The organism is Variovorax sp. OK605 (genome assembly GCF_900115445.1).
Taxonomy (GTDB): Bacteria; Pseudomonadota; Gammaproteobacteria; order Burkholderiales; family Burkholderiaceae_C; genus Variovorax.
The window spans coordinates 44,641-67,937 of record NZ_FOWL01000027.1 but is presented as its reverse complement, the minus strand read 5'-3'; the positions used below and the strand labels follow the sequence as shown (position 1 = coordinate 67,937).

The window sequence follows — 23,297 nt, the reverse complement described above, 5'->3', positions numbered from 1 at the left end:
TTGAGCTGGAGGACGCCGACGAGAGGCTGCTTGTGGCCGGGCCGGGCTGCCGCGATGGTCGCACATGCACGCCGAATGCCGCCGGCTGCCGGCCGAAGCAGGATGCAAGGCATGATCGCTCGAGAGTCAGCCTGCTGAGCCTCCTTCACCATGAAATACATTCGCCAACTTCTTGTTCTTTTCGCCGCGGTCGCGTGCACCTATGTTGGCGCCCAAACGACAAGCGCCGCGCCGCGCAGTTCCAACGACTCCCCGGTTCCCGCCGCGTCGCATGGATCCATTTCCGAATCGAATGCCGCCGTGTTCAAAGCTTGCGCCGGCGCTTCGACAGCGAATGGCGCGTGTCCGCTCGATGCGGTCTTCGGCCTCTTCAAGCTCGCGCCGAACAACGACGTGCTGGACTTCAAGGTTTCGAACACCGTGCCTCGGGTGATCAACCAGAACTACGGTTGGATCCTGAAACTCAACAAGAAGACGGGTAAGGTCCGCGTGCTCGAACGCATGACTTTGCCGGTAACCCCCAAGACGTGGGGCGCCGGTGGCCAGCCTTACGGCATGTCAGCGGATCGCAAGACGCTTTCGCTGGACGTGACCTTGACGATCCACGACGGCACCGTCTCGAAGTCTTGGGACGTGGCCGATGGCGATCCTCCCGGCCACTACCTGATCAGCGCCTACGTCGAAGACTCCGCCCCTGTGCAGTTCGAGTTCGACGTCATCGATCCAAGATGACCTGTTGCCGTCAGCCTGTGGCTTGAACTCGTTGCGGATCTCCCGGAAGTTCGCTTGCGTGAGAACGCTCGGTCAAGCACACGCGAGCGTCGTTCTGCGTACGCCGCAGGCCCGGCACTTGGTCGCGTCCGAGGCGGCGTGCGTTCAAGCAAGCGTCACCCTGCGTGCTCGGAAGTCCAGCGAAACCGTGCCGTGAAGTTCCGCAGGAGTTCGGGCTCGTATGTGAAATTCAGCCCCCGGATCGCATGCGCGCGCCTGGCCACTGCGGCGAGCGCGTCGGCGACGTAGTCCATGTGGTCGTTCGTGTAGACCCTTCGCGGGATCGTCAGCCGCATCGACTCGAGCGGCGCTTTCTCCTGCTTGCCGGTGAGCGGGTTGCGCCCCAGGAGCAGGGATCCGATTTCGACGGCCCGCACGCCGGACTCGATGTAGAGCTCGCATGCCAGTGCATGCGCGGGAAACTCCTCGGAGGGGATGTGCGGCAGCAGGGCTGCGGCATCCACGAACACGGCATGCCCCCCGGTGGGGTATTGAATGGGGATGTCCGCGGCGCGAAGACGCTCGCCAAGATACGCGACTTGCCCGATGCGGTAGTTCAGGTAGTCGGGATCCATCGCCTCTTCGAGGCCGACGGCCAGCGCCTCCAGGTCGCGGCCCGCCAGGCCTCCGTAGGTGATGAAGCCTTCGCGCACGACGCATCGCTCCTGAACCGCACGGAACAGATCTTCGTCATCGCGGAATGCACAGAATCCTCCGATGTTGACCAGTCCGTCCTTCTTGGACGACATGACGGCGATGTCGGCGCAGGACATCATCTCGCGCACGATCTCCGGGATGCTGTGCTGCGCGTACGCCGGTTCGCGTTCCCGGATGAACCAGGCGTTCTCGGCGAAACGGGTCGCGTCGATCACCATCGGAATGCCGGCCTGACGCGCCATTCGAGAGGCGGCCCGCAGGTTTTCCAGCGCGACCGGCTGGCCGCCGGTGGTGTTGCAGGTCACGGTGGCCACGATGGCCGCGACATTGGAGGCGCCTTCGGTTTCGATGAGCCGGGCGAGCTCGACCAGATCGAAGTTGCCTTTCCAGTCGTGGTATTCGCTGGTGTCGAGAGCTTCCTTGTTGAGTGCGTTGAGGGCGCGCGCGCCGGCCAGTTCGATATGCACCTTGGTGGTATCGAAATGGAAGTTCGACAGGAACACCGGCTGCCTGGAGCCACGCCGCTTGACGAGCTCGGGGTAGAGGATTTGCTCCGCGCCGCGTCCTTGGTGGGCGGGAACGAGGTACGGATAACCGAACACGTTGTTGATGGTTTCGACAAGTCGGTAGTAACTCCGGCTGCCGGCATATGCCTCGTCGGCGGCCATCATGGCGCTCCACTGTCGATCGCTCATGGCGCCGCTTCCGCTGTCGGTGAGCAGGTCGATGTAAACGTCGTCGCTGCGCAGCAGGAAAGGGTTGAGTCCTGCCTGGCGCAGCGCCTTCTCGCGGTGCTCTCGCGTCGTCATCGCGATTCGCTCGACGGTCTTGATGCGGAAGGGCTCTGGTATTCGTTTCATGAGGATTCCATGGTCTCTGGTTCGGCCAAGCAGGAGGAAGCTTGAAAAGGAAGGAAATTGCGTCGGTTGGCCATGCAACGTTCTTTCGTTGCGAAGGACAATCGAATTATTCGGATTGGGGCTGGAAATGAGTTTTCATTCCTGTCCATGGCCGGTCGAAAAAAGAGGAAAACTTGTACGATCTAGCTCATTTGAGAGAACATATTGCGCATGCTCAAACTCGATCGAACTGACGTGCGCATTCTTGGCCTTCTCCAGGAGAACGGCCGAATGTCGAACCTCGAACTGGCCGAGGCGATCGGGCTTTCTCCGGCGCAGTGCAGTCGGCGCCACCATCGCCTGGAGGAGGGCGGGGTGATCGCCCGCTACGAGGCGCGGCTTCGACCCGCCGCGGTGGGGTTGCATGTGACGGCCTTCGTCCATATCGGCATGGAGCGGGGCCACATGCGGGATCTCAAGCTGTTCCGGCAAACCCTTGCGCGAATGCCCGAGGTGCTCGAGTGCCATTCGGTGACAGGAGACTTCGACTACGTTCTCAAGGTCATCGCGCGTGATCTGGAGGGGCTCAACGTCTTCCTCACGGAACGGCTGGTGGCGTTGTCGGGCGTCAACCTCGTCAGGTCCAGCGTTTGCCTGGAAGAAATCAAGCCGCGATCGGCGCTGCCCCTGCCGGAGTAGCGATCCGGGAGCAGCGTGCACCGCGCTCACGCCGCAGGCGAGCCGCTTCGACCGCGGTGCGCGCGGCGTTGCAAGTCAAGGCTGACCGAGCCTCCACACGCGAGCCGTGACTCGTCGGCCCGAAGCCGACAGCCGCACATCTGCACATCTGCACATCCGCGGTGCGCAGCCGTACCTTCACGGTGCATCCAGCCTGAAATTGCCCCTGTGGCGCCCCCGAAACCCGGGCATGGCGCTTGCGTGTTGTTGTTCGTGACTGAAATTTGGATTTCACAAAATTGTTCTAGGTGAAATCGATATGTCATTGCAACGGACTCGCCGATAGCATCCGACACGCGATTCCGGACAGCACCGAGCAAATGCTTCTTCCTTTCTCAAGGGGTTTCCTATGGCTGGACCTGCACTTTCCTCCGGGCCCGATTCGCCCCGGGTTGCCGAGCTCGATCGCGCGCTCGACAAGATCGGTGTCACGCGCTCGCACCACACGATCATCTTTCTGATCCTCATCGGTTGCCTGTTCGACAGCTTCGAGCAGAACGCGGTCGGCATCGTGGGGCCGATGCTGCGCGCGCAGTGGGGCCTGAGCGCATCGGACATCGGCCTGCTGAACACCGTCACCTTCACCTGCGCGGCCATCGGGCGGATCATTTCGGGCTTCATTGCCGACCGCTACGGCCGCCGCGTGATGCTGTCGATCGACCTGCTGCTGTTCACGCTGGGCGCGGGCGTGTGCGCGATGGCGCCCAACTTCGCGGTGATGGCCCTGGGGCGCGCGATCGTCGGCTTCGGGCTGGGCGGTGAGATCGCCATTGCAGTGACCATGCTGGCCGAGTTCTGCTCGACCAGGTTCCGCGGCACGGCGGTGGGCCTGGTGAACGTGGGCGCGGGCGGGCTGGGCAACTTCCTCGCGCCGGGCTTCGGGCTGCTCGTGTTCTGGATGTTCCCGGGCGACAACGCCTGGCGCTGGCTCTTCGCGTGCCTGATGGTGCCGGCGCTGCTCGGCGCGTTCTACCGTCGCTACATTCCGGAAACGCCGCGCTTCCTGCTGTCGCAAGGCCGCGTGAAGGAAACGAACGCGGTGCTGTCGCGGCTCGCATCGGGCCGGCTCTCGGCGAAGAAGGTGCCGCAGCAGCAGTACATCGACGAGAGCGGCGCCGACGCACAGCCCGCGAAGACGAAGGTGCGCGTCACCGAGATCTTTCGCGGTGCGCTGGCGCGGCGCACCGTGCCGCTGTGCATCACGATCTGGATGACGTACGGCGCGCAGATCTCGGTGCTCACGCTGATGCCGACCATCCTCGTCACGCTGGGCTACAGCATGTCGAAGAGCCTGCTGTTCACCATGGTGATGCAAGGCGGCAGCCTGCTGGGTGCCATTGCGGCGTCGCTGCTGGGCTTTCACTTTCCGCGCAAGCGCGTGCTGACGGCCGGCGCGGTGTGCGCCTGCCTGGCGGCGCTGACGATCGGCTTCGTGGCCAAGAGCATCGTGGTGATCCTCATCGCGGGCGCGGTGTTCCAGTTCTTCGTGCTGCTGCTGAACACGACGATCTGGATCTTCGCGCCCGAGCTCTACCCGACGCGCGTGCGCGCCTTCGGCACCGCGTTCATCCTGGCCACGGGCACCGCTGCGGGCGCGCTGATGCCGCTCGTGGCTGGGCGCCTGTTCGATGCCTTCGGCCTCGTGGGCGTGTTCGGTCTGGCGGCGGGCATGTACGCCGTGTTCGTGATCAGCGTGCAGAGCGTGCCGGAAACCTACGGCCAGTCGCCCGACGCGCTGCCCCTGCCTGGTGAAGGCCCCGTGGCCGGCACCCCACCGGCCACCAAGATGGCGCAGCCGGGTTGAACCTTCTGAAAGCACCTCGCATGACGGACATCCTGCTCATCAACCCCAACGCGTCGAGCGCCACCACCGAGATGATGGTGAAGATCGCCAACGCCGAAGCGCCCGCGGGCTGCCGCGTGACCGGCCGCACCGCGATGGGCGGGCCGTCGATGATCGTCAACGAGCGCGAGCTGGAGGCCGCCGCCGTCGAGGTGCTGAAGGTGTGGCGCGACGCCGGCACCACGCAATCGCAATGGGACGGCGTGATCGTCAGCGCCTTCGGCGACCCGGGCATCGACCTGGTGCGCGCGAACGCGCGGGTGCCGGTGGTCGGCATCGCGGAGGCGTCGATGCGCGAGGCGAGCCAGGGGCGGCGGCGCTTCGGCATTGCCACCGTCACACCCGACCTGGTGGCGCCCATCGAGCAGCGTGCGCGCGCGCTCGGGCTGCTCGGCCTGTACACCGGCATCCGCCTGACGCAAGGCGACCCGCGCGAGCTCGCGGCCGAGCCGCAGGCGCTGGAAGAAGCGCTGGCACGCGCCGTGCAACGCTGCATCGACGAAGACAGCGCGCAGGCCGTGATCATCGGCGGCGGCCCGCTGGGCCAGGCCGCGCTGGCGCTGGCGCCGCGCTTCGGCGTGCCGGTGATCGCACCGATTTCCGCCGCGATGCGGCAGCTGTGTGCGCGGCTCGAAGTCGCGTCCTGAACACGAGGAGCAAGGCATGAACACGGGCACAACGGCAATTCCGGGCGCGTCGACGGCAGCGCCCGACAGCGGGGCGGATTCGCTCGCGGAACGCGACCTCACCTTCAAGCGCATCGTCTGGCGCCTGATTCCCTTCCTCACGCTGGTGTGGTTCCTGGCGTGGATCGACCGCGTGAACGTGGGCTTCGCCAAGCTCACGATGATGAGCGACCTGCAGTGGTCCGACGCCATCTACGGCGCCGGCGCGGGCGTGTTCTTCATCGGCTACTTCTTCTTCGAGGTGCCCAGCAACATGCTGCTGCAGAAGTTCGGCGCCAAGAAGACCATCATGCGCATCACCATCGGCTGGGGCGTGGTGTGCGTGCTCATGGCGTGGGTGAAGACGCCGCTGCAGTTCTACGTGCTGCGCTTCCTCATGGGCGCCTTCGAGGCGGGCCTGCAGCCCGGCGTGATCCTGTACCTGACCTACTGGCTGCCCGCGCACCGGCGCGGCAAGGCGCTCGCGTTCTTCGTGTCGGCCTCGGCGCTGTCGCTGATGTTCGGCAGCCCGATGGCCGCCTACCTGATGGAAGCGCTCAGCGGCGTGGGCGGCTTTCGCGGCTGGCAGTGGCTGTTCGTGGTCGAGGGCATTCCGTCGATCATTGCGGGGGCGGTCGCGTACTTCGTTCTCAGCGACTCGCCGGCCAAGGCACGCTGGCTGAACGCGCGGCAGAAGTCGCATGTCGAAAGCGAACTGTCGGCCGAGGCCAAGGGCCTGGGCCCTCGCGAGCACAGCTTCCTGGCGTCGATGCGCAACCCGCAGCTCTGGGTGCTCACGCTGATCTTCTTCTGCATCGTGGCGGGCAACGCCACGCTGGTGTACTACGGGCCGAGCATCGTGCGCGAGGTCGGCGTGACCGACATCAAGACGCTGGGCTGGGTGATGGCGGGCATCTACGCCTGCGGCTGGATCGGGATGATCGGCAACGGCTACCTGTCGGACCGGCGCAAGGAGGTGAAGTGGCACACGGCCGTTGCGGCCGCACTGGGCGCGCTGGGCCTGCTGCTCACGGCCTACTTCCTGGGGCAGAAGAACATGGCCGGCGTGATCGTGTCGCTGGGGTTGTCGTCGGCCGGCACGATGGGCTCGATCCCGATCTACTGGCAGATCCCCAGCCGCTACCTGTCTGCCACGGCGCTGGTGGTGGGGCTGGCGTTCATCAACTCGGTGGCCAACCTGGCGGGGTACTTCTCGCCGCAGCTGCTGGGCTACCTGAAGAGCAGCACCGGGCAGTACGCGCAGGGCCTGACGATCATCGCGCTGGTCGAGTGCATGGCGACGGTGCTGATCGTGCTGTTCGTCTCGCGCGAGAAGGCACGCAGCGCGGCACCGCGCGGTCAGCTGGCAGCCGGCGTCAGCGCACCGTCGGCGCCCCGCTCGAACAGACGGTGATCTCGCCGATCTCGCGGCTGTCCTGAACTCCAGCCCGCCGCCATCGCCCCCTCGATGGCTTCACGCACCATTCGCGGCGTGACGGGCGCGAGCTGGAACACATCCGCCCGGCTCGCCGACGGCGCTGCAAGGATCTCGCCGAAGTTCAGCCACGGGTCGTCGAACCGCAAGCGCACTTCGAGCGGAAAGTCCTTGCGCTGCCGGTCACCGGGCCAGACGCGCAAGACCAGGTGCTGCGCATCCACGCGCCGCACCACCCAGGCGTAGCGCGTGCTGCCGATGACGATCTTGCGCGGGTTCATGGCTCAGCTGTGATCGACATAGCCGCCCAGCTTGCCGCAATGCAGGCAGCCGAAGACGAACACGGCGATGCCGCGCTTGCGCGAGGGCGTGTCGAGCAGCCATTGCCAGTCGGTGTCGCTGCCGACGTGCGCGGCCTCGCGCGTGTCGCTCGTGAAATCGTTGCCTGCTTCGGAGGCGATCAGTGCGCGGTCCACATGCTCGATCTCTCCCAGGAAGCGGCCCGCGTCGTTGCAGTGCGCCCACCACCGTTCCTGCTGGTAGCTGAAGAAGCTGGGCGTGCGTTGCGACACCTCGGCGATGACGCTCGGCGGCAGCGCGACCTCTTCCGTTCCGGCGCAGCCGATGCCGGCGGCGTCATTGAATTCGCCGTCGAACTTCTTCGCGGCCGCCCCGTTGGCGATGCACCACGGGCAGAAATGCGATTCGTCGCCCACCGCGTAGAAGCTGCCGCCGTAGATGTAGCCCGTGGCCTTGCCGCAGCACTCGCAGGTTTCACCCGAGGTGCGCAGCACGCCCGCCTCGAAGGGGTCGGCGTAGTAGCGAAATTGTGGCAGCGCGCGTGCCGGGTCGGGTTGCACGGCTTCGGGCACGCGCGCCTGGGCGATGGCGGCGGGCAGGTCGGCCGCGTACGGCGCGCACCATTGGCCGGTGTGCACGTCGAACAGGAAGATCTCTTCGCCGATGACACCGCTCGCCTCGTCGCGCTTGACGAACAACTGCTCGTACAGCGAGAAGTTGTGGGCGATGCTGATGCCGTTGCACGGAAAGCGCTTGTCTTGCAGCGCGAGCCGGGTGTAGTGCGCGATGTCTTCGGCGGTGCGCTTCATCTGCTTGCGGTCGCTCGCGTCGAAGACCGGGTGCAGCTGCCATTCGCGATCGCGGTTGCGCGGGTCGTCGAACGTGCCGCCGTTGGAACTCGCATAGCGGCTCTTGAGCAGCGGCGGCAGCGCGGTGCCGAGCTTGTCTTCGAGCGCACGCAATGCGCTCTCGGGGCGGGAGGTGGTGGAACGTATCGGGACATGGCGGTGGAGCGAAAAAGGCGAGTCGATGGAATGCGTCGAGCGACAACCACGGGGAACAAACGTGTTTGTACCCGCCTTCTAGAATCCGGCGCCTTGCGGCTGCACGCCGCTCGCCTGGAGCGCAACGCTCCTTCTCTTTTTTTGCTTTCTCGATGCCTTCCAGATTTCCCTTCGCTTTCTCTTTGTCGGCTTGCCTTGCACTGTCGCTTCCCACTTTCGGCACCGCCTTCGCCACCACCCCTGTTCTGGTACTGAACACCGACAGCGAAGCGAAGGACGCGCAAGACGCGCAGGCCCCCGCGCTGGACCGCGCACTGGCGCGCTTCGCGGGCGTGGCGTCGGGCTCTTACTTCTGGTCCGAAGGCCTAGTGGCCGAACAGCTGATCGCGGGGCTCTCGGCCTCCCTGCATCGGCAGCAGCTGGCGCTGCCCGGTGACATGCGCCTGCTGTCGTCGTACCGCAAAGTCGGTGGCGGCGGCGAGCGCGCGGCCGTGATGGTCGATGGCCGTGGCGAGGTGCTGGCCGCGGCGTTGGCGCATCGCGGATGCGGCGCCGACGGCAAGGCGGCCTGCCGTGGCGACGACCAGCACGCGGAACTCGTCGTGTTCCTGCGCCCCGGCTTCGACCGCGCCAAGGCACAGCCGCTGCTGGCCTGGAGCACCCAGGTGCCCAAGGAAGACCTGGACTCCGGCGAGCCCGAAAAAATCGTGCGAACCGACTACATCACGCTGGACGCCGCCCACACTTCAGCGGCGCCGGTGAAGCGGCCGAAGGGCTTCTCCGCCAAGGTGCCGCTGTACCCGCGCGCGGTGATCTACCGCACCGGGCAGGACGCGCTGAGCGACGACAAGGCCAGGCGCGTGCTGCGCCTGCAGACCACCGACAGCATTGCGCAGGTGCTGGCCTTCTACAAGCAGCTGACGCCGCCGCTGGCGGGCATGGAATCCGGTGCGGAAGACCGCGCGGGCTACGTGCTGGGCAGCCGCGACGGCGTGCGCTTTTCCGTCAATGCCAGGCAGCCGCGCAACATGCCCGTGGTGACCAACATCGAGATCGAGATTTCCGAATGAAGGCAACCAACCGTTCCACGTTCGCGTCGTTGATGCTCACTTGCGCGCTCGCTGCACCGGCTTGCGCCGCGCCACCCGACGCGCCCCATGCACACGACGCAGCCAGCGCGCCTGTGACCACGGAGCTGCCCGCGCCGCCGCTGCGGCTCAGCGAGCAACCGAAGATCCGCAGTGCGGTGATCGACATGGTCGGCTACGCGCGCGGCAACTACATCGAAGGCGACAGCCTGATTGCCGAGCAACTGCTGAACGGCATGCGCTCGCGCCACGACATCACGCGCACCGCATGGCCCGACGGCCGCCGCGTGATCGCGTCGGTGAGCGGCGAAGGGCATGGCGCGGAGCGCTCGGCGTTCCTGCTCGACGCGCAAGGGCGGCTGGTCGCGTTCGGGCTGGTCAACGGCCATTGCCGCAAGGCGACACAACGCGATGCGCCCAAGGTGTGCAAGCCGGCGCCGGCGTCGGTGCTGTCCATCTTCCAGCCGGCCGGCGCGCCGCAGGCCGAAGCCGCGGCGTTGATCGAGTGGGCGAACATGCTGCCGAGGTACTTCGCGGTCATGGCCGAAAGCGACGATCCCGCGGAAGCGGCGCAGGTGCAGAAGATCGCGGCCGTCGAATACATCACCGGCCAGCCCACGGCACCGGGTTGGCACGACGCGCAACTGCCCGCGGGTTTTCCGGCCTCTCTCAAGCCGTTGCTGATCCCGGCGGGTGAAGTCAACAGCACCGCGAGTGCCGGCAAGATCGTGCTGCCCCAGGGCCTGGCCGGCAAGCCGATGTACACCGACTACCAGCAGGCCCAGCTCAAGGAGCCGCGCTGGCCCGATGCCGAGGTGACGCTGCGCAGCTACGCCGCGTTCGACGCGGTGCTCGAGACGTACCGCGCGCTCGCCAATGACGCGAGCGTGGAGGCCGGCGACACCAGCGCCGTGATCCGCGGCACCGATGGCGCGGGTCGCTACACCGTTCGCCTTCGCGATGCGAAGGAAACCGGCGTGTTCATCACGGTGTCGAGCTGGAAGCGCAAGTAGCAGATGCGGCAGCAGCAGTAGCGGCCGCCGCGACGGCCGCCGAGGGCTCGATGCTGAGCCATGGCCATCGCGCCCGGTAGTCCGCCGCCTTCTTCAGGAACATGGCGGGCATCGGCAGCAGCGGGTTCATCCGCAGGATGCCGGCGCCCAGGTCTTGCAGACCGTCGGGCGCGTAGAGCGAACCGTCGGCCAGGTCGATGCCCACGCGCGTGCAGGCGATCAGGTAGCGGTCGATGCCGTCGCGCGCCGACGTCAGGCGCGGGTAGGTCGCCTGGAAGCGTTGTTCGTACCAGAGGTGAACGCGTGCCTGGTTCTTGACCTCGACGGTCACGCCCAGGTCGGCCACGGCTTCATGCACGCGCCGGATGACGGCGTCTTCGGCCTCCCATGACAGGTCGCTGTCGTCGAAGTAGAAGACGTCGTAGTCCTTCACGCCCCAGCCCGGCGGCCGGCCGGCGGTGCGGTTCCAGACGGACTGGAACAGGCAGCCGGCCGTGAGGTGGCCCTGCCTGAGGCCGAGACCGGGGAGCCGCTGGGCCAGCGCCGCGTTGACGGGGTCCTGCATCGCTTGCGCGATGAGGTCGTCGGGCGTCAGTTGCAAGGGATCTGCGGGATCAGCCGACTTCGGCGATCAGTTCGATTTCCACGCAGGCACCCATCGGGATCTGCGCCACGCCGAAGGCGCTGCGGGCGTGCGCGCCCTTTTCGGGGCCGAAGATCTCGGCGAAGAATTCGCTCGCGCCGTTGGTCACGAGGTGCTGTTCGGTGAAGGTGCCGACCGAATTCACCAGGCTCATCACCTTGACGATGCGCTTGACCTTGTTGAGGTCGCCCACGGCCGCGTGCAGCGTGCCGAGCAGGTCGATGGCGATGGCGCGTGCGGCCTGCTTGCCTTCCTCGGTGCTCAGGTTGGCGCCAAGCTGGCCGGCCCAGACCTTGCCGTCCTTCTTGGCGATGTGGCCCGACAGGAACACGAGGTTGCCGGTCTGCACGAAGGGCACGTAGGCGGCAGCGGGGGCCGAGACGGGGGGCAGGGTGATGCCGAGGCTGGAAAGTTTGTCGTAAACGCTCATGGAGACTCCTTGTCTTGGGAAGGCGATTGTGTCCGGGTTTGCGCAAGGCCCTCGACCACTTCCCCCACTGGCTGCACGGTCACGCCGACGCGCAGCGTGTGCCTTGCGCCGCCATGGAGTACACCGCGCATCGGCGACACGTCGGAGTAGTCGCGCCCGATGGCCAGGGTGACGTAGTCTTCGCCGGGCTGGCGGCCGTTGGTGGGGTCGAAGTCGGCCCAGCCACCCGCGCCGGTGAGGCGGTCGCCCTCGCGTTCGCCGTCGTTCTCGTTGCCGCTCTCGCTCTTTCCGGGCAGGTACACCGACACCCATGCGTGCGAGGCGTCGGCGCCCACCAGCCGGGGCTGGCCGGGCGGCGGCTGCGTGAGCAGGTAGCCGCTCACGTAGCGCGCCGGCAGGCCCATGGTGCGAAAGCACGCGATCATGATGTGGGCGAAGTCCTGGCACACGCCCTTGCGCTGCGCGAGCGCCTCGACGGCGGGGGTGTTGATCTCGGTGCTGTCGGCGTCGTAGGCGAAGTCGGCGTACATGCGCTCGGTGAGGTCCATCGCCACGTCGAAGGCCGGGCGGCCCGGCGCGAAGCTGGCGCGCGCATAGGCCGCGAAGTCGTCGTGGCGCGGCACGTAGGGCGACGGAAAGACGAACTCGGAGGCGGCGTCGAAGGTGGCGTCCTTGCGGAAGCGGAAACGCTCGCGCACGCTCTCCCAGGGCAGCTCGCGCGCCACGGCGGGCGAGAGCACGGGCACCGAGGTCTCGACCACGCTTTCGGCCGTGACCACCAGCCGGTCGTGCGTGGCCTCGAGCGCGAAGAAGGCGCGCGTGTTGCCGTACAGGTCGGCCTGCTCGCTGCGCTGCGCGGGCGGCGGCTCGATGGCGAGCTTGTGGCTCACGAGCCGCTGCGAATCGGTGGCCAGCGGCTTCAGGTGGGCGAGGTGCTGCGCCGTCTCGACCGGCGGCGCGTACTCGTAGCGCGTTTCGTGGGTGACGTGGAGCAGCATGGTGTGGGTGAGGTTGTGCGTTGCCTGCGTTGCCGGCCTCGGGCTACTTCGACTCGCTGCCGAAGTGCGAGGCGTAGATCTTCGCGTAGGTGCCGTCGGCGCGGATGCCTTCGAGGCCCTGGTTGATCTTGGCCAGCAGCTCGCTGTTGCCGCGCTTGACCGCGATGCCGTATTTTTCGACCGGGAAGCCGGCGTCGCTCACGGTCTTGAAGCCGCCGGCGGTGTTGTTGGCCAGGTAGTGCACCACCACGCCGTTGTCGGCCACCACGGCTTCCACGCCGCCGGCTTCGAGTTCCTTGAGCGCGAGCGGCGTCGACTCGAAGCGCTTGATGCTGGTGCTCGACTTGCCGAGCAGCTTGCCCACGACCTCGTCGCCGGTGGTGCCGTTCTGCACGCCGACCTTCAGCGTCTTGATGTCGTTGAACTTGGCCACCGGCGAGTCGCTGCGCACGGCAATCAGCTGCCTGGCGTCGAAGTAGGGCTGCGAGAAGTCCATCGTCTGGCGGCGCTCGTCGGTGACGGTGATGGCCGACACCAGCAGGTCGCGGTCGCCCTGGTCGAGCGCGTTGAAGATGCCCTCCCACGGCGTGTTGACGAACTTGATCTCGAGCCCGGCCTTCTTCGCGACCGCGTTGACCACGTCGATGTCGAAGCCCACGATCTCGCCCTTGTCGTTCTGCGATTCGAAGGGCGTGTAGGCGGCGTCGGTGCCAACCACGAGCACGCGGGCGGGAACCGGCGGCGGTGCGCTGGCGGCGCCGGGCTCCTGCTTGCCGCATCCGGTGAGGGCGGCGGCCGCGCACAAGGCCGAGGCGGCCATGGCGAAGCGGCGGTTGATGGCGATGCCTGACATGGGTATGCCTCCTTGGAGCTGTCGTTGCCTGCGAATCACGCGCCGACGGAGCGCAGCGATTCCGAGGTCAGTGTGAAGTAGCGTGTGCCAATGGCATCGGACACGTGGTAAGCAGCTGTTTCGCAGCTCGCGAGCAGCTCCAGGAGCGCCGGATAGTTGGCGGCGGGCCCCGCGGCGCAGAGGTGCTCGAGCGTCCAGGTGGCCGGATCGGGCAGTTCGTACGACAGCGCCGTGAGCTTGCCCGGCGCGCTGCCGGCCAGCCGCGCGATGCGCCCGCGCAGCGTCTGCGTGACCCAGGCGAGCGAGCGCGGGTTCTCGGCGTCGAGCACCAGCAGGTCGACCATGGTGGCGACGTCGCGGCGCTGCTGGTAGCGCGCGTGGAAGGTGATGGTGCTGTCGAACAGCGCCACCATGGCCTCGAAGCCGCTGACCTCGTGCACGGCGCCGTTCTCGAAGCCGGCCTCGAGCGCGTTCGACAAAAAGCCCAGCCGCTCGATGTGGCGGCCGATGGACAGCAGCCGCCAGGCGTCGTCGCGCGTCATGCGGTCGGTCTGCGCGCCGGTCATGGCGGCCAGCGCGGTGCTGGCGGATTCGAGCGCGCGCAGCGAGGCGCTGGCGGCAAAGCTGCCTTCGCCGGCCTGTTCGGCGGCGCGGCGCAGGAACTCGGTCTCGGCGCGCACGATCTGGTTCCAGTTGTCCTGCGACAGGCGCTCGCGCACGGCGGCCGCGGCCTGGCGGATGCACATGAGGCTGTAGCCCACGCTGCCCCCGCGTTCCACGTCGCCGAGCTCGGCGATCAGCGCGCGTTCGAACACGCGGCGCGACTGTGGCGCGCTCGGCACCTCGGCCGGCACCAGCGCATTGCGCAGCGCCATGCGGTGCAGCCACTCGAGCAGCGGGCGCGACGACTGGTCTTCGCCGCCCAGCAGGTTGAGCGTGAGGCGCGCCAGGCGCACCGCGTTCTCGGCGCGCTCGGTGTAGCGGCCGAGCCAGAACATGTTTTCCGCCGCGCGGCTGGTGACGGGCGCGCGGTGCCGCGCCAGCGAGGCCGGCGTGGCGTGCGGCTGCAGCAGCGTGGTGCGGTCGACTTCGCCGTGGGTCTGCACCCACACGTCGGCGCTGCTGCCGCCGCGCTGCATGGAGGCGATCTGCGCATCGGGGCCCGCGAGCCGGGCCAGCCCGCCGGGCAGCACGCGCCACGACTGCGCGCCGTCGCTCACCGCGAACACGCGCAGCAGCACGGCGCGCGGCGCGATGTGGCCGGGGCCCATGTCGTTGGCCCAGGTGGGCATCTGCGACAGCGGCAGGGAACCCTGCACGGTGTGGACGTCGCCCTCGCGCACGATGCGGCCGGCCCATTCGTCGAGTTCGCGCCGGCCGAGCTGGCTGCCGAGCACGGCGTCGAAGCTGGCGCGGCCGTCGAAGCCCGGGTAGGTGGGCTTGATGGCGCAGTCGCCGAGCTGCGGCAGCACGGTCTCGAGCGCGGCGCGCTCGCCGCACCACCAGGTGGGCAGCGCGGGCAGCTTGAGTTTCTCGCCGATCAGGCGGCGCGCCAGCCCGGGCAGGAAGCCCAACAGCGCGGGCGACTCGAGGAAGGCCGAGCCCGGCATGTTGGCCACCAGCACGTTGCCGGCGCGAATGGCCTGCAGCAGGCCGGGCACGCCGAGCGTGGAGTCGGGGCGCAGCTCCAGCGGGTCGAGGAACTGGTCGTCCAGCCGCTTGATGAGACCGTGTACCGGGCGCAGGCCCTGCAGCGTCTTCAGGTACAGGCGCTGGTCGCGCACGGTGAGGTCGTTGCCCTCGACCAGCGTGATGCCCAGGTAGCGCGCGAGGTACGCGTGCTCGAAATAGGTTTCGTTGTACGGACCGGGCGTGAGCAGGGCGATGTGCGGCGGCACGCCGGCCGGGCACATGCGCTGCAGGCCTTCCATCATGGCGCTGTAGGTGGCGGCCAGGCGCTGCACGTGCAACGCCTCGAAGGCCTGCGGGAACTGGCGCGTGATCGCGAGGCGGTTCTCGAGCAGGTAGCCCAGGCCCGAAGGCGCCTGGGTGCGCTGCGACACCACCCACCAGTTGCCGTCGGGGCCGCGCGCCAGGTCGAAGGCGGCGATGTGCAGCCAGGTGTCGCCCGGCGGCTTCACGCCGTGCAGGGCGCGCAGGTAGCCGGGGTGGCCGCGCACCAGCGCCGGGGGAATCAGGCCTTCGGCCAGCAACTGCTGCGGGCCGTAGACGTCGGCCATCACGCGGTCGAGCACGCGCACGCGCTGCAGCACGCCGGCCTCGATCTGGCTCCAGCTCTCGGGCGAGACGATCAGGGGGAACAGGTCGAGCGACCAGGGCCGCTGCGGGCCGTTGGCGTCGGCGTAGACGTTGTAGGTGACGCCGTTGTCGCGGATCTGCCGCTCCAGGCTGACCGCGCGCCGCGGCAGGTCGTTGAAGCCGCCCGGGCCGAGCTGTTCGAAGAAGGCGTTCCAGGCGGGCGTGAGCGGCGGTTGTTCGCCGGACGGGCCCTGCTGCTGGGATTGAGTCTGGCCTTGCGAGGACTGGGACTGCGATTGGGATTGGGACTGCGACTGGCTGGCCGCGGCCGGCCGTTCCGCCGCCGCGTCGTACAGCAGCGGGGCGGCGGGGGCGGATGCCGCCCCCGGCACGGGCCGCGCAGGCACCGCCGCGGTGGCCTGTCCACGCAGTTCGTCGAAGTGGCCGGGCAACGCGGCCGGGGCGAGCGCCGACGCCAGGGCCGCTGGAAAGTCCAGGGCCTGGGCGTCGAACAGGGATTCGTTCAAGGGTTCCACAGGGGGTGGATTGTCACACCCTCGTCACGGGGTGTCCGCGACGCAAGTGTGCTAAATGGCCCCTTATCGGCGCAGATCGAGCGTGAACGGGAACTCGCGGCTGCCCGGCAACTCGATGGTGGCCGGCGGCGTGCGCATCAGGCCGGGGGTGTGGCCGGTGCGTGCAAAGCGCGAATGGCGGCGGCTTTCGGCCTCGTAGGCGTTCACCGGCAAGGTGTCGTAGTTGCGCCCGCCCGGGTGGGCCACGAAGTACTGGCAGCCGCCCAGCGAACGCTTCATCCAGGTGTCGACCAGGTCGAAGGTCAGCGGTGCATGCGCCTTGATGCTCGGGTGCAGCGCCGAAGGCGGGTTCCAGGCCTTGTAGCGCACGCCGGCCACGAACTCGCCCGTGACGCCGGTGGGCTGCAGCGGCAGCACCTTGCCGTTGACGGTGACGACGTGGCGGCTTTCGTTCAGGCCGGTCACGCGCACCTCGATGCGTTCGAGCGACGAATCGACATAGCGCACCGTGCCGCCAGCCGAGCCTTCCTCGCCCATGACGTGCCACGGCTCCAGCGCGTTGCGCAGCGACAGCTCCACGCCCATGGCCTGCACCTGGCCCACCAGCGGAAAGCGGAACTCGAAATGCGGCGCGAACCAGTCGGCATCGAACGCGAAGCCGGCCTGGCGCATCTCGCTGATGACGTCGTCGAAGTCCATCTTGACGAAGGTCGGCAGCAGGAAGCGGTCGTGCAGCTCGGTGCCCCAGCGGGTCACGGGCGCCTTGTAGGGCTCGTCCCAGAAGCGCGCCACCAGCGCGCGAATCAGCAACTGCTGCGCGATGCTCATGCGCGCATGCGGCGGCATCTCGAAGGCGCGCAGCTCCAGCAGGCCGAGGCGGCCGGTGCTGGAGTCGGGCGAGTACAGCTTGTCGATGCAGAACTCGCTGCGGTGCGTGTTGCCCGACACGTCGATCAGGATGTTGCGCAGCGTGCGGTCGACCAGCCATGCGGGCATGTTCTGGCCGTAGATCTCGCGGTTCTTCGCGATTTCCTGCAGCGCGATTTCCAGTTCGTAGACCTGGTCGTTGCGCGCCTCGTCCACGCGTGGCGCCTGGCTCGTCGGGCCGATGAACATCCCCGAGAACAGATAGCTCAGCGACGGATGGTTGTGCCAGTACAGCAGCAGGCTGGCCAGCAGCTCGGGCCGGCGCAGGAACGGGCTGTCGGCGGGCGTGGCGCCGCCCATCACGAAGTGGTTGCCGCCGCCGGTGCCGGTGTGGCGCCCGTCGGTCATGAACTTCTCGGCCGACAGGCGGGTTTCGAACGCGGCGTTGTAGAGGAACTCGGTGTGCGCGACCAGTTCCTTCCAGTTGTGGGCCGGATGGATGTTGACTTCGATCACGCCCGGGTCGGGCGTGACGGCCAGCATCTTCAGGCGCGGGTCGCGCGGCGGCGGGTAGCCTTCCATCACGATGCGCACGCCCAGGTCGCGCGCGGTGGCTTCGATGGCGGCGACCAGGTCGAGGTAGTCCTCCAGGCGCGCGAGCGGCGGCATGAAGATGTAGAGCACGCCCGAGGCGCTGCCGACCTTCTCGGCGGCCGGGCCGTTGGCGCGGCGCGGGTCGCGCACTTCGACGCACAGCGCGGTGCGCGTGACCCAGTGGGCCGATTCGCCGCGCAACGGCTGGCGCGTGGCCGGGGAGGCGGCATCGGAAGCATCCGATGCACGAGACGCATCGGACGCATCCGACGCCGACGGGTCGGCCGCATTCGCGGCGCTGCCCGGCACCTGCATGCGCAGCGACGCAGGCACCACCGGCGGCGTGCCGAAGGCGTAGGGCACGTCGCCCAGGCCGCCGGCGCCCGCACCGTTCGCGCCGCCCGCGCCCGCACCCACGGCATAGCGCGCGCGGTAGTCCGCCGAGGTCGGCAGCGCGCCGCGCGGCGCGGTCGGGTCGCGTTCGATCAGGTAGGGGTAGTCGCCCTTGCTGGCCCACGGCTGGGAGTCGAGCGGCAGGCGGTAGCCCATGGGCGAGTCGCCCGGAATCAGGTACAGGCGGTCGTCGCGCAGGAACCAGGGGCCGGTCTTCCAGGCCGGGCCTTCGAGCGGCGGCGCGTCGCGGTTCGCATTGCCGGGCTCGATGGGCAGCATGTAGCCGATCACCGCGTCGAGCTTCTGCGTGAACACGCGGCGCAGGCGCACGCGTTCGAGTTCGTCGTCGAGCTTCGATTCGAAGGGGTCGACGTTCACCGGCAGGCGGCGTTCGCGCCAGAGGTAGTAGTAGATGTCCTCGTAGCCAGGCTGCATGTAGCGCTCGGTCAGGCCGAGCTTGTGCGCCAGCAGCGTGGTGAAGCGGCGCGCGTCCTCGCTCGTGTAGTGCGTGGGGAAGCGCTCGTCGGCAAACAGCGCGGGGTCGTGCCACAGCGTCTGGCCGTCGGCGCGCCAGAAGATCGACAGCGCCCAGCGCGGCAGCTGCTCGCCCGGGTACCACTTGCCCTGGCCGAAGTGCAGGAAGCCGCCGTTGCCGTATTCGGCGCGCAGCTTCTGGACCAGCTCGGTGGCGTAGCCGCGCTTGGTGGGGCCGAGCGCGTCGGTGTTCCATTCGGCCGCGTCGCGGTCGCTGGTGGCCACGTAGGTCGGTTCGCCGCCCATGGTGAGGCGCACGTCGCCGGCCTTCAGGCGCGCGTCGACCGCGTCGCCCAGGGCCAGCACTTCGGCCCATTGCTCTTCGGTGTAGGGCTTGGTGACGCGCGGCGATTCGTAGATGCGCGTGACCTTCATCTCGTGGCCGAACTCGACCTCGGCTTCGTCCATCACGCCTTCGATGGGCGCCGCGCTCGAGGGCGTGGGCGTGCAGGCGAGCGGAATGTGGCCTTCGCCGGCCATCAGGCCCGAGGTGGCATCCAGGCCGATCCAGCCGGCGCCCGGCAGGAACACCTCGCACCAGGCGTGCAGGTCGGTGAAGTCGACCGTGGTGCCGCTGGGGCCGTCGAGCGATTTCACGTCGGGCGTGAGCTGGATCAGGTAGCCCGAGACGAAGCGCGCGGCCAGCCCCATGTGGCGCAGCAGCTGCACCAGCAGCCAGCCCGAGTCGCGGCAGGAGCCGCTGCCGTTGGTGAGCGTTTCTTCCGGCGTCTGCACGCCGGGCTCCATGCGGATCAGGTAGTTGACGTCCTTCTGGACCTGCTGGTTGAGGCCGACCAGGAAGTCGATGGTGCGCTGCTCCTTGCGGTCGACCTTGTCGAGGTAAGCCTCCACCAGCGGCGTGACCGGGTCGGCCACGAGGTAGGGCGCGAGCTCTTCGGCCTGCGAGGCGGTGTACTTGAACGGAAAGTTCTCGGCCTGCGGCTCGAGGAAGAAGTCGAAGGGGTTGTAGACCGCCATCTCGACCACCAGGTCGACCGTGACCTTGAACTCGCGCGTCTTCTCGGGGAACACCAGCCGCGCCTGGTAGTTGGCGAACGGGTCCTGCATCCAGTTGACGAAGTGCTCGGCCGGCTCGACCCGCAGCGAGTACGAGATGACGTTGCTGCGGCAATGCGGCGCGGGCCGCAAGCGCACGACCTGTGGGCCCAGCTGCACCAGGCGGTCGTACTTGTAATGGGTGACGTGGTGGAGAGCGGCGTGAATGGACATGCGTTTTTGTGTGCAGTACTGCGAGATTGCATCGAAAAGATGTCTCTGATGAGACGCATACTAGCCCAGATGCCAAGCAATTAACGCGCCACTGAGCGTGACTTGGGGGAGGGTTTGCATCATGGGTCTCGAGGTCCTTTGTTGACGCCGTTGCGCGCGTCCGGCGGTGCCGTGGGGGGCGCGGGGGCCTTCGCTGCGATGGGTGGTTCGCTGTTGGGAGCGGCCTTGCAATTGCAGCAATCGGTGTTGTGGCCGGCCTGGACCTGTGCCTTGTTGTTGCTCGTGGCCGCCGTGGGGCTGGCATGGCCGCGACGACTGTCACGGCGGTGGATGGCCATGGCGTTCGTGTGCGGCGCCCTGGCCGGCGCGGGGCTCGCGGGGTGGCGCGCCACGGCCTATGTGCAGGGTGCGCTGCAGCCCGCGCTCGAAGGGCGCAGCGTGCAGGTCACCGGCGTGGTGGCCGAGATGCCGCAGCACAACGAATCCGGCGCGCGGTTCCGCCTGGATGTCGAATCGGCCCGATGGACCGACCCCGCGGAACAGGAAAACGGTACCGATGGCGCACCGCCGGTCGTGCCCGACCGCGTCGCGCTCGGCTGGTATGCCGAAGACCTGGTCACCATCGCGCACGCCGGCGAGCGCTGGCGCTTCACCGTGCGGCTCAAGGCGCCGCATGGCAACCGCAACCCGCATGGCTTCGACAGCGAACTGTGGATGTGGGAGCAGGGCCTGCATGCCAGCGGCTACGTGCGCACCGGCGCACGCGACGCGCCTCCCGCCTTGCTCGCCACGACATGGCTGCACCCCGTCGAGCGCGCGCGGGAAGCCGTGCGCGACGCCGTGTTCCAGCGCGTGCCCGACCGCAACCAGGCCGGCGTGATCGCCGCGCTGGTCACCGGCGACCAGGGTGCCATCGACCGCGCCGGCTGGGACGTGTTCCGCGCCACGGGTGTCGCCCACCTGATGTCGATATCCGGTCTGCACATCACGATGTTCGCCTGGCTCGCCACCCACGTCGTCGGGTGGCTCTGGCGGCGCAGCACGCGGCTCATGCTGCGCGTGCCCGCGCAACAGGCCGCGCTGGCCGGCGGCGTGCTGCTGGCCGCGCTCTACGCGCTCTTCAGCGGCTGGGGCGTGCCCTCGCAGCGCACGGTATGGATGCTCGCGGCGGTCGCCTTGCTGCGCCTCACCGGCCGGCGCTGGCCGTGGCCGCACGTGTGGCTGCTGACCGCGGCCGTGGTGGTGGCGGCCGACCCGTGGGCGCTGATGCAGGCCGGGTTCTGGCTCAGCTTCGTGGCGGTGGGCGTGCTGTTCGCCACCGATGCCTCCGTGCCGGGCGAGAAGAGGTCGGGCCTGTCCGGCGCATCGTGGCGCCTCTGGCAGTTCTTTCGCGAGCAATGGGTCATCACGCTTGCCATCACGCCGTTGAGCCTGCTGCTGTTCCAGCAGGTCTCGCTCGTGGGCCTGCTGGCCAATGCCGTCGCCATTCCGTGGGTCACGCTGGTCATCACGCCGCTGGCCATGCTCGGGGTGGCGGTGGCGCCGCTGTGGGACCTGGCCGCGCGCGCCGTGCAGTGGCTGACGGTGCTGCTGCAATGGCTGGCGGCCTGGCCGTACGCCACGCTGTCGATGGCCGCGCCGCCCTGGTGGATGGCGGCTTCCGGCGTGGCGGGTGGCGCGCTGCTCGCCATGCGGCTGCCGTGGTCGGTGCGCGGGCTCGGCGTGCCGCTGCTGTTGCCGGTGCTGCTGTGGCAGCCGCCGCGGCCCGCGGTGGGCGAGTTCGAACTGCTCGGGGCCGACATCGGGCAGGGCAATGCCGTGCTGGTGCGCACCGCTTCGCACAGCCTGCTGTACGACACCGGCCCGCGCTACAACCTCGAGAGCGACGCCGGCCACCGCGTGCTGGTGCCGCTGCTGCGTGCCCTCGGCGAGCGGCTCGACCTGCTGGTGCTGAGCCACCGCGACACCGACCACACCGGCGGTGCGCCCGCCGTGCTCGCGATGCAGCCGCAGGCCGCGCTGCTGAGCTCCATCGAGGCCACGCACCCGCTGCAGGCCGTGCGTCCGGCGCGGCGCTGCGAAGCGGGGCAGCGCTGGAGCTGGGACGGCGTGCACTTCGAGGTGCTCCACCCGTTCGATGCCGACTACCGCAACCTCACCAAGCCCAACGCGGTGTCGTGCGTGCTGCGCATCGGCAACGGCCGCGCGACGGCGCTGCTGGCCGGCGACATCGAGCGGCTGCAGGAGGCCGCGCTGGTCGCGCGCGTGCCCGGCGCGCTGCGCGCCGACCTGCTGCTGGTGCCTCACCACGGCAGCAAGACCTCGTCGGGCGACGCCTTCCTCGATGCGGTCGGCCCGCGCATTGCGCTGGTTCAGGCCGGCTATCGCAACCGCTTCGGTCATCCCACGGCCGAGGTGCTGGCGCGTTATGCGGCGCGCGGCGTGCGGGTGGCCGACAGCCCGCGCTGCGGCGCCGCGCACTGGCGCAGCACCGCACCCGGCGAACTGGGCTGCGAGCGCGAGCGCCACGCGCGCTACTGGCAGCACCGCGTGCCCTGAAGCACGCCGCGATGCCCGGCCCGGGGTTCCGGGTTTTCCCTTGAAAAGTTTCGCTGGCGGCAACTTTATTGCGTTTGCTTGACCCGGGCCTGCGCCAGTTCTCCAATGGCGCTGCAATCACGGTTCCGAAGATTGAAACAACGAAGAGACAAGCCGATGACCGCCCGACCTCGTTCCGTTGCCTCCGTGCTGACCCACAGCGCCACCGAGCCGACCTCGTCGGTCGAGCGGGCCTGCCGCATCCTGCGGGCGCTCTCCGACCCCGGCGTCACGCGCCTCACCGACATCGCCCTGGCCACCGGCCTCGACAAGACCACCGTGCTGCGGGTGGTCGAGGTGCTGATGCGCGACGGCTTCGTGGTGCGCGACGCGCAGACCAAGCACTACAGCCTGGGCGCCGAGCTGCTGGTGCTCGGCGCGGCGGCGCTGGCGCGCTTCGACCCGCGGCCGCTGGTGCGCCCCAGCCTGCTGCGCCTCACGGGCACCTTCGAAGACAGCGTGATCCTCTCGATTCCGAGCGGCATCGAGTCGCTGTGCGTCGATGTGGAAGAGGGCCGCTTCCCGATCCGTGCCAACTACCTTTCCGTGGGCAGCCGCCGCCCGCTGGGCGCGGGTGCCGGCAGCCTCGCGCTGCTCGCGTGGATGCCCGACGCCGAGCGGCAGGCCGCATTGGCCGTGATCGCGCCGCAGCTGCAGCAGCGCTACCCGCGCATCACCATCGACTTGCTCGAGACCCGTGCGCGCGAAGCCCGCGAGCGCGGCTACGCGGTGCTGCTCGACGTGGTGGTCGAGCGCATGGGCGGCATTGCCGCGCCCATCCTCGGCGCCGACGGCCGCCCCGTAGCCGCCATCAGCATCGCCGCGCTCAACGACCGCATCACCTCGCGCGAGGCCGAACTGGCCAAGGCGCTCAAGCGCGAGTGCGCCACCTGCGAGGTGCTGTGGAGCGGTGCCGCGCACCAGAGCGCACTGGCCACGCGGACCACGCGGACCACGCGGACCACGCGCACGACTGCCGCCGGTGGCCGCCGCAGCCCGGTGCACTGAG

At 68.5% G+C, this 23,297-nt stretch carries 18 protein-coding genes; 9 read left to right on the top strand and 9 right to left on the bottom strand.

Features of this window, described 5'->3' with window-relative positions; genetic code table 11:
* Window positions 1–150: 150 nt before the first annotated feature.
* Window positions 151–732 (top strand): hypothetical protein, encoded by a 582-nt coding sequence (locus tag BM013_RS38260; protein ID WP_143098477.1) that lies wholly within the window; start codon window positions 151–153, stop codon window positions 730–732.
* Window positions 733–887: 155 nt separating this feature from the next.
* Here BM013_RS38260 and BM013_RS38255 read toward each other — a convergent pair whose 3' ends face one another.
* Window positions 888–2,288, bottom strand: coding sequence for a tryptophanase (locus BM013_RS38255; RefSeq protein ID WP_093135526.1), 1,401 nt, complete (start codon window positions 2,286–2,288; stop codon window positions 888–890).
* A 204-nt stretch (window positions 2,289–2,492) separates the two neighbouring features.
* Here BM013_RS38255 and BM013_RS38250 point away from each other — a divergent pair, with 204 nt between their 5' ends.
* The 4 genes from BM013_RS38250 to BM013_RS38235 all read left to right on the top strand — a co-directional run bounded on the left by BM013_RS38250 (window position 2,493) and on the right by BM013_RS38235 (window position 6,927).
* Window positions 2,493–2,966: an Lrp/AsnC family transcriptional regulator gene (locus BM013_RS38250; protein ID WP_093135523.1), complete on the top strand. Its 474-nt coding sequence runs from the start codon at window positions 2,493–2,495 to the stop codon at window positions 2,964–2,966.
* Between the two features lie 388 nt (window positions 2,967–3,354).
* Window positions 3,355–4,809, top strand: coding sequence for an MFS transporter (locus BM013_RS38245; protein ID WP_093135520.1), 1,455 nt, complete (start codon window positions 3,355–3,357; stop codon window positions 4,807–4,809).
* A gap of 20 nt (window positions 4,810–4,829) precedes the next feature.
* Entirely contained in the window at window positions 4,830–5,495 is a 666-nt protein-coding gene (locus BM013_RS38240; protein WP_093135517.1) for an aspartate/glutamate racemase family protein, read from the top strand.
* A 16-nt stretch (window positions 5,496–5,511) separates the two neighbouring features.
* Window positions 5,512–6,927: an MFS transporter gene (locus BM013_RS38235; RefSeq protein ID WP_093135514.1), complete on the top strand. Its 1,416-nt coding sequence runs from the start codon at window positions 5,512–5,514 to the stop codon at window positions 6,925–6,927.
* Here BM013_RS38235 and BM013_RS38230 read toward each other — a convergent pair.
* Window positions 6,873–7,229 carry a hypothetical protein gene (locus BM013_RS38230; protein ID WP_093135512.1) on the bottom strand — a complete coding sequence of 119 codons (357 nt, stop codon included), beginning with the start codon at window positions 7,227–7,229 and terminating at the stop codon, window positions 6,873–6,875. The genes BM013_RS38235 and BM013_RS38230 overlap by 55 nt on opposite strands.
* A 3-nt stretch (window positions 7,230–7,232) precedes the next feature.
* Entirely contained in the window at window positions 7,233–8,210 is a 978-nt protein-coding gene (locus tag BM013_RS38225; RefSeq protein WP_093135510.1) for a CbrC family protein, read from the bottom strand.
* Window positions 8,211–8,404: 194 nt separating this feature from the next.
* Between BM013_RS38225 and BM013_RS38220 the strand changes: the two genes are divergently transcribed.
* Both BM013_RS38220 and BM013_RS38215 read left to right on the top strand, forming a co-directional pair.
* Window positions 8,405–9,322, top strand: coding sequence for a hypothetical protein (locus BM013_RS38220; RefSeq protein ID WP_177225683.1), 918 nt, complete (start codon window positions 8,405–8,407; stop codon window positions 9,320–9,322).
* On the top strand, window positions 9,319–10,353 hold the full coding sequence (locus BM013_RS38215) for a hypothetical protein (RefSeq protein ID WP_143098476.1): 1,035 nt from the start codon (window positions 9,319–9,321) through the stop codon (window positions 10,351–10,353). Before BM013_RS38220 ends, BM013_RS38215 begins: the two co-directional genes overlap by 4 nt.
* Here the strand turns inward: BM013_RS38215 and BM013_RS38210 are convergent.
* The 6 genes from BM013_RS38210 to BM013_RS38185 all read right to left on the bottom strand — a co-directional run bounded on the left by BM013_RS38210 (window position 10,325) and on the right by BM013_RS38185 (window position 19,690).
* Window positions 10,325–10,954 carry a nucleotidyltransferase family protein gene (locus tag BM013_RS38210; protein WP_093135505.1) on the bottom strand — a complete coding sequence of 210 codons (630 nt, stop codon included), beginning with the start codon at window positions 10,952–10,954 and terminating at the stop codon, window positions 10,325–10,327. The genes BM013_RS38215 and BM013_RS38210 overlap by 29 nt on opposite strands.
* 13 nt (window positions 10,955–10,967) lie before the next feature.
* Window positions 10,968–11,426 (bottom strand): RidA family protein, encoded by a 459-nt coding sequence (locus tag BM013_RS38205; RefSeq protein WP_093135502.1) that lies wholly within the window; start codon window positions 11,424–11,426, stop codon window positions 10,968–10,970.
* The gene (locus tag BM013_RS38200; protein WP_093135501.1) at window positions 11,423–12,424 is read right to left on the bottom strand and encodes a transglutaminase family protein; all 1,002 of its coding nucleotides are present in this window, start codon (window positions 12,422–12,424) and stop codon (window positions 11,423–11,425) included. The genes BM013_RS38205 and BM013_RS38200 overlap by 4 nt, the downstream gene beginning before the upstream one ends.
* A gap of 43 nt (window positions 12,425–12,467) precedes the next feature.
* Window positions 12,468–13,277, bottom strand: coding sequence for a basic amino acid ABC transporter substrate-binding protein (locus BM013_RS38195; protein ID WP_093135498.1), 810 nt, complete (start codon window positions 13,275–13,277; stop codon window positions 12,468–12,470).
* Between the two features lie 35 nt (window positions 13,278–13,312).
* Window positions 13,313–16,072, bottom strand: coding sequence for a circularly permuted type 2 ATP-grasp protein (locus BM013_RS38190; RefSeq protein WP_093135495.1), 2,760 nt, complete (start codon window positions 16,070–16,072; stop codon window positions 13,313–13,315).
* A gap of 63 nt (window positions 16,073–16,135) precedes the next feature.
* Complete coding sequence (locus BM013_RS38185; protein WP_093135493.1) at window positions 16,136–19,690, bottom strand: transglutaminase family protein; 3,555 nt, start codon at window positions 19,688–19,690, stop codon at window positions 16,136–16,138.
* A gap of 198 nt (window positions 19,691–19,888) precedes the next feature.
* Between BM013_RS38185 and BM013_RS38180 the strand changes: the two genes are divergently transcribed.
* Window positions 19,889–22,249 carry a DNA internalization-related competence protein ComEC/Rec2 gene (locus BM013_RS38180; protein ID WP_093135490.1) on the top strand — a complete coding sequence of 787 codons (2,361 nt, stop codon included), beginning with the start codon at window positions 19,889–19,891 and terminating at the stop codon, window positions 22,247–22,249.
* 156 nt (window positions 22,250–22,405) lie between these two features.
* A complete protein-coding gene (locus tag BM013_RS38175) occupies window positions 22,406–23,296 on the top strand; it encodes an IclR family transcriptional regulator (RefSeq protein WP_256220196.1) in 891 nt (296 codons plus the stop codon).
* Window position 23,297: the final 1 nt, after the last annotated feature.

Coding starts and splice junctions, on each gene's coding strand:
- BM013_RS38245 (WP_093135520.1), top strand. CDS start 3,355: ATGGCTGGACCTGCACTTTCCTCCGGGCCCGATTCGCCCCGGGTTGCC.
- BM013_RS38255 (WP_093135526.1), bottom strand. CDS start 2,288: ATGAAACGAATACCAGAGCCCTTCCGCATCAAGACCGTCGAGCGAATC.
- BM013_RS38235 (WP_093135514.1), top strand. CDS start 5,512: ATGAACACGGGCACAACGGCAATTCCGGGCGCGTCGACGGCAGCGCCC.
- BM013_RS38200 (WP_093135501.1), bottom strand. CDS start 12,424: ATGCTGCTCCACGTCACCCACGAAACGCGCTACGAGTACGCGCCGCCG.
- BM013_RS38180 (WP_093135490.1), top strand. CDS start 19,889: ATGGGTGGTTCGCTGTTGGGAGCGGCCTTGCAATTGCAGCAATCGGTG.
- BM013_RS38185 (WP_093135493.1), bottom strand. CDS start 19,690: ATGTCCATTCACGCCGCTCTCCACCACGTCACCCATTACAAGTACGAC.
- BM013_RS38205 (WP_093135502.1), bottom strand. CDS start 11,426: ATGAGCGTTTACGACAAACTTTCCAGCCTCGGCATCACCCTGCCCCCC.
- BM013_RS38195 (WP_093135498.1), bottom strand. CDS start 13,277: ATGTCAGGCATCGCCATCAACCGCCGCTTCGCCATGGCCGCCTCGGCC.
- BM013_RS38175 (WP_256220196.1), top strand. CDS start 22,406: ATGACCGCCCGACCTCGTTCCGTTGCCTCCGTGCTGACCCACAGCGCC.
- BM013_RS38240 (WP_093135517.1), top strand. CDS start 4,830: ATGACGGACATCCTGCTCATCAACCCCAACGCGTCGAGCGCCACCACC.
- BM013_RS38220 (WP_177225683.1), top strand. CDS start 8,405: ATGCCTTCCAGATTTCCCTTCGCTTTCTCTTTGTCGGCTTGCCTTGCA.
- BM013_RS38260 (WP_143098477.1), top strand. CDS start 151: ATGAAATACATTCGCCAACTTCTTGTTCTTTTCGCCGCGGTCGCGTGC.
- BM013_RS38215 (WP_143098476.1), top strand. CDS start 9,319: ATGAAGGCAACCAACCGTTCCACGTTCGCGTCGTTGATGCTCACTTGC.
- BM013_RS38230 (WP_093135512.1), bottom strand. CDS start 7,229: ATGAACCCGCGCAAGATCGTCATCGGCAGCACGCGCTACGCCTGGGTG.